Source organism: Micromonospora sp. NPDC051296, assembly GCF_040682255.1.
GTDB classification, from domain to species: Bacteria; Actinomycetota; Actinomycetes; order Mycobacteriales; family Micromonosporaceae; genus Micromonospora; species Micromonospora craterilacus.
Genome location: NZ_JBFBAO010000255.1, coordinates 1 through 10,457, shown reverse-complemented (window position 1 = coordinate 10,457; position 10,457 = coordinate 1). Strand labels below are relative to the sequence as shown.

Annotated in this window: 11 protein-coding genes; 2 read left to right on the top strand and 9 right to left on the bottom strand. The window is 70.4% G+C overall.

What is annotated here, in order from left to right:
- Positions 1 to 823 (top strand): hypothetical protein (locus AB0M52_RS23660; protein ID WP_363957471.1); only part of this gene is annotated, 823 nt, incomplete at its 5' end.
- Positions 824 to 874: 51 nt separating this feature from the next.
- On the opposite strand, the gene AB0M52_RS23655 is transcribed toward AB0M52_RS23660, so the two are convergent.
- The 3 genes from AB0M52_RS23655 to AB0M52_RS23645 all read right to left on the bottom strand — a co-directional run bounded on the left by AB0M52_RS23655 (position 875) and on the right by AB0M52_RS23645 (position 3,428).
- Entirely contained in the window at positions 875 to 2,020 is a 1,146-nt protein-coding gene (locus AB0M52_RS23655; RefSeq protein ID WP_363957477.1) for a DUF6596 domain-containing protein, read from the bottom strand.
- Positions 2,021 to 2,028: 8 nt separating this feature from the next.
- Positions 2,029 to 2,436: a YciI family protein gene (locus tag AB0M52_RS23650; protein WP_363957468.1), complete on the bottom strand. Its 408-nt coding sequence runs from the start codon at positions 2,434 to 2,436 to the stop codon at positions 2,029 to 2,031.
- Between the two features lie 122 nt (positions 2,437 to 2,558).
- Complete coding sequence (locus AB0M52_RS23645) at positions 2,559 to 3,428, bottom strand: shikimate dehydrogenase (RefSeq protein WP_363957465.1); 870 nt, start codon at positions 3,426 to 3,428, stop codon at positions 2,559 to 2,561.
- A 160-nt stretch (positions 3,429 to 3,588) separates the two neighbouring features.
- On the opposite strand from AB0M52_RS23645, the gene AB0M52_RS23640 reads away from it, so the two are divergent.
- Entirely contained in the window at positions 3,589 to 4,041 is a 453-nt protein-coding gene (locus AB0M52_RS23640; RefSeq protein WP_363957462.1) for a peptidoglycan-binding protein, read from the top strand.
- A gap of 68 nt (positions 4,042 to 4,109) precedes the next feature.
- Here the strand turns inward: AB0M52_RS23640 and mltG are convergent, their stop codons facing one another.
- From mltG to AB0M52_RS23610, 6 genes are all read right to left on the bottom strand, one after another.
- On the bottom strand, positions 4,110 to 5,309 hold the full coding sequence (gene mltG, locus AB0M52_RS23635; protein ID WP_363957459.1) for an endolytic transglycosylase MltG: 1,200 nt from the start codon (positions 5,307 to 5,309) through the stop codon (positions 4,110 to 4,112).
- Entirely contained in the window at positions 5,309 to 5,767 is a 459-nt protein-coding gene (ruvX, locus tag AB0M52_RS23630) for a Holliday junction resolvase RuvX (RefSeq protein WP_363957456.1), read from the bottom strand. The genes mltG and ruvX overlap by 1 nt, the downstream gene beginning before the upstream one ends.
- A 143-nt stretch (positions 5,768 to 5,910) precedes the next feature.
- Entirely contained in the window at positions 5,911 to 8,589 is a 2,679-nt protein-coding gene (gene alaS, locus AB0M52_RS23625; RefSeq protein WP_363957453.1) for an alanine--tRNA ligase, read from the bottom strand.
- On the bottom strand, positions 8,586 to 8,891 hold the full coding sequence (locus AB0M52_RS23620) for a hypothetical protein (RefSeq protein WP_363957450.1): 306 nt from the start codon (positions 8,889 to 8,891) through the stop codon (positions 8,586 to 8,588). The genes alaS and AB0M52_RS23620 overlap by 4 nt, the downstream gene beginning before the upstream one ends.
- 20 nt (positions 8,892 to 8,911) lie before the next feature.
- A complete protein-coding gene (locus AB0M52_RS23615; RefSeq protein ID WP_363957447.1) occupies positions 8,912 to 9,373 on the bottom strand; it encodes a DUF948 domain-containing protein in 462 nt (153 codons plus the stop codon).
- Positions 9,374 to 9,525: 152 nt separating this feature from the next.
- Positions 9,526 to 10,185 (bottom strand): hypothetical protein, encoded by a 660-nt coding sequence (locus tag AB0M52_RS23610; protein ID WP_363957474.1) that lies wholly within the window; start codon positions 10,183 to 10,185, stop codon positions 9,526 to 9,528.
- Positions 10,186 to 10,457 lie beyond the last annotated feature (272 nt).

Sequence of the window (10,457 nt, the reverse complement as noted above, 5' to 3'; positions counted from 1 at the left end):
CCGGCGGTGGGCGGTGGCGGCAGCCATTGGCGTGCTACCGGCAGCGACGCTGTCGGTGTGGGGTTCGGGGCAGACCGCCCAGGTCTCCTGGATCAAGCCGATCGACCTGTACGCGCTGCAGATGATCCCCGAACGGCTCTTCCACTCCGCCGCCATCGGTGGACTCGTGCTGGCCCTCGCCGTCCTCGGCATCCGACGCACCCCACAGCGCGTCGCCATCGCCGCCGCAGCCTTCGTACCGATGGGCGTGCTCTTCATCGCCGGCACCCAGTTGCCCGTCTGGGTCGCCCGGTACGTCCTCGTCGTTCTGCCGGCGCTGGCGGTCCTCGCGGCGTTCACCGTCGCCCGATTCGGCCGCGTCCACGCCGTGGTAGCCCTCGCCCTCGCCGCCGTTTTCGCCTACCCCAATCACGTCAACGTGCGCGCCGAGGCCGGCCACACCCAGGCGTCCATCCGCATCGCCGACATCATCGGCCCCCGCTACCAGCCCGGCGACGTCGTCGTCTTTCCCGACACCCACTACAGCATCCCGTGGTCACCACGAGACATCTACGAGCGGTACCTGCCGACTCCCCGCCCGCCCGACGTACTGCGGACCGCACCCCAGCGCACCGACGGCCGATTTCTCGCCACCGAATGTCCCAACGCCGAATGCCTCGGCACGCCACCCCGAATCTGGGTCATCCGCGCCGACAACTCCCTTGATCCGCTCAAGGACATGGCACCCGCCAAACGCGACCGGATCAAGGAGGATTACCGCCCGGTGCGGCGATGGCAGCACCTGCTGCTCGGCATCACCCTCATGACCAGGACGGACAGCTGATCTCCGAAGCGCACCCCGCTCGGCAGACGCGGAAGTTGCCGCGACCGGCTGTCAGCGGCGACGGTGGGCGTTGAGGCGGGCGGCCTGGCGGGTCAGGTGATCGCGTTCGGCGAGGTTGGCGGCCTTGTGGGCTGCCTCGGCGTACAGGCGTGCCGCCGTGGCCAGGTCGCCGTCGCGTTCGTGCAGATATGCCGCCACCGCGGTGTGGCGGGGCAGTGGTTTGTCCAGCGCCGCGAGCGCCGCCAGCCCGGCGTGTGGTCCGTCGGCCTCGCCGACGGCCACTGCGCGGTTGAGCCGTACGACCGGGCTGTCGGTGAGGCGCGCGAGTTCGTCGTACCACTCGACGATCTGCACCCAGTCGGTCTCGCCGGCGGTGGGCGCGTCAGCGTGGAGTGCCGCGATGGCGGCCTGGGCCTGGAACTCGCCCAGCCGGTCGCGGGCGAGGGCCGCCTGCAGGATGTCGACGCCCTCGGCGATCGACGTGGTGTCCCACCGGCTGCGGTCCTGCTCGGCGAGGGGCACCAGGCTACCGTCGGGCGCGGTCCGGGTGGCGCGCCGGGCGTGGTGGAGCAGCATGAGGGCGAGCAGCCCCGCCACCTCGGGGTGGTCGATCGCGGCCGCGAGTTGCCGGGTGAGCCGGATGGCCTCGGCGGCGAGGTCGACGTCACCGGAGTAGCCCTCGTTGAAGACCAGGTAGAGGACGCGCAGCACGGTGACGACGTCGCCGGGCTGGTCGAACCGCACCCCGGAGACGGTGCGTTTGGCCCGGCTGATGCGCTGCGCCATGGTCGCCTCGGGCACCAGGTACGCCTGGGCGATCTGGCGGGTGGTCAGCCCACCGACGGCGCGCAGCGTGAGCGCGACCGCGGATGACGGCGTCAGCGACGGGTGCGCGCACAGGAAGTACAGCGCAAGCGTGTCGTCCACCGCGACCGCGGGCCCGGGCGTCGGCTCCTCGTCGAGGAGGTCCTCTCGCCGCCGGCGGGCGGCGTCCGCCCGGGTCGCGTCGAGGAACCGGCGCCAGGCCACGGTGACCAGCCAGCCCTTCGGGTCCCGCGGCGGGTCGGCCGGCCAGACCCGCACCGCCTCGACCAGCGCGTCCTGCACGGCGTCCTCGGCCGCCGCGAAGTCGGCTCCGCGGCGGACGAGGACCCCGAGCACGCTCGGCGTGAGGCTCCGGAGCAGGGCCTCGTCCATCTGACCGGTCACTCCGTGATGGTGGGCGGCTCAGTCAGGAACGGACGCACCTCAAGCCACTCGTGGATCGGCTTTCCGCTCGCGCCCGGGGCGGCCGACAGCTCCCCGGCCAGCTCGATGGCACGCTCGTAGCTGTCGACATCGATCACCATCCAACCGGCGATGAGGTCCTTGGTCTCAGCGAACGGGCCGTCGGTGACCGGCGGGCGCCCCTCCCCGTCGTACCGGACGAACGTCCCCTCCGGGGCGAGCGCCTGACCGTCGACGAACTCGCCGGTCCCCTCGAGCCGGGCCGCGAAATCGTTCATGTACTGCACGTGCGCCGAGATCTCCTCCGGCGTCCACTGGTCCATGGGCACGTCGTTGACCGCAACCGGAGCGCCCCGGTAGTGCTTGAGCAGCAAATACTTGGCCATCGTGATTCTCCTCGGTGCTGGTGCGACCCATTCTGGTCACCTTCACCACGGGGACGGAGCCAGGCACGGGTTCTCGACATCACCGGCCGAACTTTTTTGGCTCTTGCAGGAGGCGTGGATGGTCAGCCGGCGCGGGCGGCGGTGAGGGCGGCGGCCATCGCGGCGCGGGGGGCGGAGACGCCGGTGAACTGCTCAAACTGGCCGATCGCCTGGGCCAGCAGCAGATCCAGACCGGAGACGACCCGGCACCCGGCCGCCGCGGCGGAGGCGGCCAGCGGGGTCGGCCAGGGGTCGTAGATCGCGTCGAAGAGCACCCTGCCCGGCCGCCAGCGCACGACGCCGGCCAACACGTCGGCGGCGCCCTTGGGCACCGTGGAGATCAGCAGGTCGGCGCCGGCCAGGGCGGGCGCCTCCGACCAGGACGCGGCGGTCATGGCCAGCCCCAGGGCGTCCGCGACCGGCGCGAGCTCGGCGACCGCCGCCGGGCGGCGGGCCACCACGGTCACCCCGGCCGCGTGCAGCCGGGCCGCCGCGGCCAGCGCCGCCCGGGCGGTGCCACCCGCGCCGAGCACGGTGACCGTCGCGCCCTCGCGTACGCCCGCCTCGGTCAGCACCTCGACCATGCCGCTGACGTCGGTGTTGTCCGCGTACCAGGAGCCGTCGGGGCGGCGTACCAGTGTGTTGGCCGCGCCCACGACGGCGGCGACCGGCGAGACCTCGGCGGCCACCTCAAGGGCCGCCTCCTTGCCCGGCATGGTCACCGACAGCCCGGCCCACTCCGGCCCCAGGTCCGCGACGAGATCCGACAGCTCCGCCGCCGCGCACTCGATCCGGGTGTACGACCACCCGTCGAGCCCGGCGGCGGCGTAGCCGGCGTTGTGGATCACCGGGGAGAGCGAGTGCGCGATCGGCTTCCCCAACACCGCCGCCTTGTGCGTTGACACGACCAATGGAGCTCCTCGACCAGCCAAAACAACTGTCCCATGACTCATTCAACAGCCTGCGTCAACGACCCGGCAGGAGATCTCCCCTCCTTGTCATGTTGACGACCACGGATCAACCTGACACGATGTTCGCTCTGGGTAATTGAGACGACACCGGGGGTTCCTCATGACCAGAAGACAACTCTCTCGCGCAATCATCTCGCTACTCATGGTGCTCGGCATCAGCCTGGCGACCGCTGTTCCGGCACGCGCGCACAGCGCGACCGGAAACTGGTCGGGCAATGACGTGCTGTGCTCAAGCAGTTCGTGCGTACGGTACGGCGACCTCGTGCGATTCTGGCAGGCCATCGTCTGGGCCGACGACTTGACCGGCACCGTGGGTAGCAGCTTCATCGACGGCGATTTCGGATCGAACACCAACACTCATACCAGGAACTGGCAGCGCAACAAGTCCATCGGAGTGGACGGCGTCGTCGGAAGGCAGACCTGGACGAAGGCCCACGGAGCCGTCAACCGAAGCACTGCCCACGACACGAGCACGCACACCGGCTACTTCTATTACGGGTGGAATCGCGCGTTCGGTCTACGGCAGAACAAGAGCACCGGTACATGGCAATTTCTGAACCCACGGACGAACACCTGGACGGGCACCAGCCATTGAGTTCGCGTCAGCTTGCCTGACCGACAGGACCCCTTCTCAATCCCGAGGAGGGGTCCTGTCGTACGGAATCACCCGATGATCCCGGCCGCCCGCGCCTTGGCCTCGTTCTTCTGATGATCCGCGTAGGTCTCGGCAAAGGCGGAGTTGCCCTCCCTGTCGATGGCCACGAAGAACACCCAGTCTCCGTTGGGCGGATCCATCGCGCCTTCGAGCGCGTCCTTGCCGGGGTTGTTGATCGGAGTGGGGATCATGCCGCGCAGCTTGCGACTGTACGGGTTCTTGGTGTCGAGCAGCTCGTCCTGCGTCATCTGGGCCGAGGTCTTGGTCTTCTGGCCGGTCATTTCCAGGTAGTAGTTGACCGTTACGTCCATCTCCAGACAGCCGCAGTCGAAGCCACCTCGGTACACCCGGTTGTAGGCGACCCGGGCGACCTTGCCGAGGTCCTTCTTGGTGCCGGCCTCGGCCTGGGCGAGCGACGCCACGATCAGCGCCTCGTACGGGCTGATCCCGCCGCGTTCCTTCTGCACCCGATCGGCGAACTCCATCTCGCCGGTGACGGTGAGGAAGTGGTCGACCATCTGCCCGAGGATGATCTCGGCGGTGGCGTCCGGCGGGATCTCGTAGGTATCCGGGTAGAGGAAACCCTCGATGGACTTGGTGACCTTCTTGCCGTCGTTGCGCTTGAACCACCAGTCCGGTACGCCGAGCTTCTCCGGGTCCTTCGCGGCGGCCTCGAACTCCTTGACCGGGATGTCGGTCTTCTCGCTGAGCAGCTTGAAGATGCTCTTGACGGTGCGCCCCTCGGGGATCGTGATCCCGTTGATGATGCGGTTCTGCGGGTCGAGCATTGCCGCGAGGGCGTTCGCGCCGCTCATCTCCTTGCGAAGCTTGTACGTGCCGGGCTGGATGTTGCGGCTACGGGAGTTGTCCTCGGCCGCCTGGATGAACGCCTTGGTGCTCTTGATGACACCGGCGTCGTACAGCGCCACGGCCATGTCGGCCAGGAACGCGCCCTGCGGGATCTGGACCGTGACCTCTTCGGTGCCCGCGCCGTCGTAGTCGGGGGTGACGAAGTAGTTCTGGATCCGTTCGAAGCCGTAGAAGGCGCCGCCGCCGATGCCGCCGAGCAGCACCAGCGCCAGCAGCAGGGCCAGCACGGTCTTGCCTCGCCCGCCGCCGGAGCGGCCACCGCGTTTGCGGCCCCGGCGATGCCGGCCCTTCTCCCCCCGATCCTGCTCGTCGTACCCGAGATCCAGATCGTCGATCATTACGTCCGCCTCCGCTGCGCGTCCAGCCAGCTCTGCAGAATCTCCACCGCGGCGGCCTGGTCGACCACCGCGCGTTGTCTCTTCCCCCGGACACCGCGTTCGGCAAGCCTACGGCTCGCCACGACCGTGGACATCCTCTCGTCGGTCAGCGTCACCGGAACAGGCATTATCACATCGGCCAGTAGTTGAGCGTACGCCTTCGCGTGTTCCGCCGCGGGCCCATGTCGGCCGGCGAGGTTGACCGGGAGGCCGACCACCACCTCCACCGCCTCGTGCTCGGCGACCAGCGCGGCGAGCTCGGCGATGTCTGTCGGCACCGCGTCTGGCCTGGGATTCTGGTCCCGGGCGAGGGTGACCAGCGGGGTGGCGAGCACCCCGTGCGGATCCGACCGCGACACCCCGACCCGGACCTGGCCGACATCCACGCCGAGCCGTACGCCCCGGGACAACTCAGTCACGCCCCGTCACCTTCCCCGTTGACGCGTCAGGGCGGACCGATCCGGCCCGCCCTGACTCGCCTCGCTGGTGGCTCACGCCGCCGTCTCGCTCCGCCCCACGGCGGCGCGAGGCGCCCGGCTGCTGTGCCGAATGGTTCGCCCGCTCACGCCTCGGCGACCGCCTTCTCGACCGTCAGCAGGAGGTTCGGCACCTCCGACTCGGGCCGCCCGCCGCCCTGGGCGAGATCCGGGCTGCCGCCGCCGCGCCCGGAGAACGCAGCCTTGACCAGGTCGTTCGCGGCGAGGCCCCGGCTGCGGGCGGCCGGGTTGACCGCCACCACCAGGGACGCCTTGCCGCCGGCCCGGGCCGCCACGGCGACCACACCCGGCCGGGCCGGGTCGATCCGGCCGCGGATCTCCTGGGCGAGGGTGCGTACGTCGTTGCCGGCCGCGCCCTCGGGCGCCTCGATGCCGACGTAGGCGACCCCGCGCACGTCCTTGGCCCCGGCGGCGAACGCCGCCGCGCCGCCGAGCACGAGCTGGGCGCGCAGCTTCTCCAGCTCCTTCTCGGCGTCGCGCAGCTGGGTCACCGTCTGCTCGACCCGGTCGGCGACCTGCTCGGAGGGAACCCGGTACAGCTCGGCGAGGCGGGCGACCAACAGGTGCTCGCGGGCCAGGAAGTTGAACGCGTCCATGCCGACCAGCGCCTCGACCCGGCGTACGCCGGAACCGATGGACGACTCGGAGAGGATCTTGACCAGGCCGAGCTGGCCGGAGCGGGCCACGTGGGTGCCGCCGCACAGCTCACGGGCGTAGTCGCCGACCTCGACCACCCGGACCTGGTCGCCGTACTTCTCGCCGAACAGCGCCATGGCACCGATGCGGCGCGCCTCCTCCAGCGAGGTGACGAACGCGTGCACCTCCAGGTCGGCCAGGAGCACCTCGTTGACCTGCTGCTCCACGTCACGCAGCACGCTCGGCGCGACGCCGGTGGCGGTGTTGAAGTCGAACCGGAGTCGGCCCGGGGCGTTCAGCGAGCCGGCCTGGGTGGCGGACTCGCCGAGGAAGTTGCGCATCGTCTGGTGCACCAGGTGGGTGGCGGTGTGCGACCGGGAGATGGCCCGCCGGCGGCTGGTGTCGATCTCGGCGTAGCCGGTCTCCCCCGCGCGTACCTCGCCCCGGAGCACCCGGGCCCGGTGCACGATCAGCCCCGGCACCGGCTGCTGCACGTCGAGGACCTCGACCTGACCCCCGCCGACCGTGATCATGCCGAGGTCGGGCTGCTGCCCACCGCCCTCGGCGTAGAACGGGGTGGTGTCCAGCACCAGCTCGATCGTGTCGCCCTCGACCGCCGCCGCACGCGGGCCGTCGGTGCCGAGCACCGCCCGCACCGTCGACTCGCGGGCCACCTCGGTGTAGCCGGTGAAGGTCACCGGCCCGCCGGCGTCGAGCACCGTCCGGTACGCGGACAGGTCGGCGTGCCCGGTCTTGCGGGCCTGCGCGTCGGCCTTCGCCCGGGACCGCTGGTCGGCCATCAGCCGGCGGAAGCCGTCCTGGTCGACGTTGAGCCCCTGCTCAGCCGCGATCTCCAGGGTCAGGTCGATCGGGAAGCCGTACGTGTCGTGCAGCTGGAACGCCTTCTCCCCGGACAGCGCCGCACCGCCGGCGGTGCGGGTCTCGGCGATCGCGGTGTCCAGGATCGTGGTGCCGGCGCGCAACGTGGCGAGGAACGCGTCCTCCTCCGCGTACGCGTACGCGGAGATCCGGTCGAAGTCGGCGGCCAGCTCCGGGTACGACGGGGCCATGCAGTCCCGGGCCACCGGCAGCAGCTCCGGCAGCGCGCGGTCCTGCCAGCCGAGCAGCCGCACCGACCGGATCGCCCGGCGCATGATCCGCCGCAGCACGTAACCCCGGCCCTCGTTGCTCGGGGTCACCCCGTCGCCAATCAACATCAGCGCGGTACGCACGTGGTCGGCGATCACCCGCAGCCGCACGTCGTCCGGGTGCGACTGGTTGGCCGCGTGGCCGGAGTGCGCGCCGTACCGCTTGCCGGTCAGCTCGGCCGCCCGGTCCAGGATCGGCCGGACCTCGTCGATCTCGTACAGGTTGTCGACGCCCTGCAGGATGGAAGCCATCCGCTCCAGGCCCATGCCGGTGTCGATGTTCTTCTTCGGCAGCTCACCGACGATCCGGAAGTGCTCCTTGCTGGTCACGTCCGCGATCTCGTACTGCATGAAGACGAGGTTCCAGAACTCCAGGTAACGGTCCTCGTCGACCTCCGGGCCGCCTTCGAGGCCGTATTCCGGCCCCCGGTCGTAGTACAGCTCGGAGCAGGGGCCCGCCGGCCCCGGGATGCCCATCGACCAGAAGTTGTCCTTCTTGCCCCGACGCACGATCCGCTCCGCCGGCACCCCGGTACGCAGCCAGATGTCGTACGCCTCGTCGTCGTCGAGGTAGACCGTCGCCCAGATCCGCTCCGGATCCAGCCCGAACCCGCCCGCCTCGACCGACTTGGTGGCCAGGTCCCAGGCGAACGGGATCGCCCCGTCCTTGAAGTAGTCGCCGAAGGAGAAGTTGCCGTTCATCTGGAAGAACGTGCCGTGCCGGCTGGTCTTGCCGACCTCGTCGATGTCCGGCGTGCGGATGCACTTCTGCACGCTCACCGCACGCGAGAACGGCGGAGTCTGCTGACCCAGGAAGTAGGGGACGAACTGCACCATGCCGGCGTTGACGAACAACAGGTTCGGGTCGCTGATGGCGGGCAGCGGAGCGGACGGCACCACGGCATGGCCGTTCGCCTCGAAGTGGGCGAGGTACCGCCGCTTGATCTCCGCCGTCTTCATCGCTGGTGTTCCTCCGGAAAGATGTCTCTGTCGCCGAGGCGCGGCTCACCGCGCAGCTCGGCGAACTGGTCGTCGAACGCCTCACCATGGGCGAACGCCTCGTGGATCTCCTGCTCCCGCTCGGCCATCCCGGCACGTACGTCCGCCACGAAGCTACGCAGCTCCTCGGCCAGACCGCCAGCGGATTGTGACAGGTTGTCGGCGATGCCGGCCGGGGTGTACGCGTGCGCGGCACGGGTCGCCTTGCGGACCACCACCACGCCGACGGCGAGCCCGATGCCCAGCCAGAACAGCCGCTTCATGCTCGTACCTCCGCCGCCGGTCAGCGGTTCCCGCGCCGGGCGGCGCGCCGCTGCTGCTTAATGGTGTCCCGGACCTCGCGCTCGGTATCGGCGTGCCGGCGGGCGGCCGCAGCCTTGCGCACCCCGTAGCCGAAGGCGGCCACCTTGACCAGCGGGTTGGCCGCGGCGGCGGAGACGACGGCGACCAGGTTGGCGACGTTGGCGCTGATGTTCTGCGCGTGGCTGGTCATGGTGTCGACCTTGGCCAGCTGGAGGTTGACGCCGTCGAGCGACGTCTGCACCTGCTCCAGCGTGACGTTGACGTTGCGTACCGTCGTGTTCACGTCGCCGAGCAGCGGGCCGGTCCGGTCGTTGAGGTCGTTGATCATCCGGGTGGTGGCGTCCACGGTGTGCCTCAGCCGCAGGATGGGCAGCGTCAGGATCAGCACCAGCATCGCGAACGCGATCGCCGCGATCAACGCCGCGACCTCCAAAAAGCCCACGCCTGTCCTCCTCAACCAGTGTCCCGGAACCGCACGATCCCCGAGACGCACGACCGCCTCGCCCACGCCAACCGCCCGGTGGCCCGCCGAGGATCGGCGGATAGTGCGCGCGCCACCAGAACCAGACCCTACCGTCCGTGATGACGATCGGCTCAGGACGGTGGTGACGGCGTCAACTCGCCCAACGGGTCCTCCTCCAACGTCGGGTATGGGTCCACACCGGTCAGTGACGGGTCGGTGCTCGGCTGTGGTCTGGTCCGCTCGTCGTCGATCGCGTTGCGGACCTTCACCGACACCAACGATCCGGCGCACTCCTCGGCCGCGGTATCCGGATCAGGCGACGGCACGACCGCCGGCTCGCCGTCCACCGGCGGCGGTACGCAGGCCGGCGCCCGGACCCAGAGGTCGAGGGTCAACTCGTCCCGCCGCCAGCAGGTGTAGCTGCCCTTCTCCTCCTGCTCGGGGCAGTAGTTCGGCGTCCACGGCTGCCAGCCGTCCTCGCGTAGCGCGGCCTCGTACACCGGGGCCGTCTCCTCCGGCGACCGATCCGAGTTGACGGTGCGCTCCCGCAGCCGGCAGTCGAGCAGGCACCAGCGGCTGCCGCTGACGTCGTCGACCGGCTGGGCCGCGGCCCAGGTGGGTACGTCCAGTTCGTCCAGCGAGGCGAAGACCGGGTCCCGGTTCGCTGCCTGCAGGCCGAAGAACACCGGTACGCCGCCGAGCAGGACCACGCTGACCACCGCCAGGATGATCGCGCGCAGCCGCTGGTTCCCGTGACCCTGCCGGCGTGGTTCCGTACCGGTGCCGAGCAGGTCGTCCTCGGGCCGGTCGGCGTCCACAGTCTCCGGGTCGGAGGGCCACCGGGCCTCCGGGTCGGCAGGCCGAGGTCCGGCCGGGTCGGCGGGAGGGACGACCGCCGCGGCCCGGGCCACCGCCGGACCCTCGCCGGTACGCGGCGGCGGTAGCGGTGGGACACCGGACGGCTCGGGACGGGTCGGGTTCCGGTGCGGTGGAGTGGCGCGGGGAAGATCGCGCTGCCGATGGACGCACCGACCCGCGAACGGCTGGCCCGGTCCGGCTTCGC

Bases quoted from the DNA above. Each gene is read 5' to 3' on its own strand.
- AB0M52_RS23655 (WP_363957477.1), bottom strand. From the start codon at position 2,020: ATGGACGAGGCCCTGCTCCGGAGCCTCACGCCGAGCGTGCTCGGGGTC.
- AB0M52_RS23650 (WP_363957468.1), bottom strand. From the start codon at position 2,436: ATGGCCAAGTATTTGCTGCTCAAGCACTACCGGGGCGCTCCGGTTGCG.
- AB0M52_RS23645 (WP_363957465.1), bottom strand. From the start codon at position 3,428: ATGAGTCATGGGACAGTTGTTTTGGCTGGTCGAGGAGCTCCATTGGTC.
- AB0M52_RS23640 (WP_363957462.1), top strand. From the start codon at position 3,589: ATGGTGCTCGGCATCAGCCTGGCGACCGCTGTTCCGGCACGCGCGCAC.
- mltG (WP_363957459.1), bottom strand. From the start codon at position 5,309: ATGATCGACGATCTGGATCTCGGGTACGACGAGCAGGATCGGGGGGAG.
- alaS (WP_363957453.1), bottom strand. From the start codon at position 8,589: ATGAAGACGGCGGAGATCAAGCGGCGGTACCTCGCCCACTTCGAGGCG.
- AB0M52_RS23620 (WP_363957450.1), bottom strand. From the start codon at position 8,891: ATGAAGCGGCTGTTCTGGCTGGGCATCGGGCTCGCCGTCGGCGTGGTG.